Source organism: Cohnella baijiui (assembly GCF_020731285.1).
In the GTDB taxonomy this organism is placed as follows: domain Bacteria; phylum Bacillota; class Bacilli; order Paenibacillales; family Paenibacillaceae; genus Cohnella.
Genome location: NZ_JAJFOW010000536.1, coordinates 1 through 209 on the forward strand (window position 1 = coordinate 1; position 209 = coordinate 209).

The following is a 209-nucleotide window of genomic DNA, read 5'->3' on the forward strand; positions in this document are numbered from 1 at the left end:
CGAGGATACACAATGAATACAAATTGCAAAGTACAGGAATATGACAACACGGTGCAAGCATATCAGGCGGTCAATAACCTGCAGAATGCAGGGTACGGCAAAGATCATATGTATCTGTTTGCTCATGACAAAAGCGTCTCCAAAGACCTGACAGATCGGACGAATACCGAGAATATGGGTGTAGCGGAAAAAGGCGTGATGGATACTGT

The 209-nt window shown here is 44.5% G+C and carries 1 protein-coding gene; it reads left to right on the plus strand.

Translation table 11 applies throughout. The features are described 5' to 3' along the window. Positions 1–12: 12 nt before the first annotated feature. Positions 13–209: general stress protein (locus LKX83_RS34650; protein WP_227887684.1), on the plus strand; the 197-nt coding region annotated here is incomplete at its 3' end.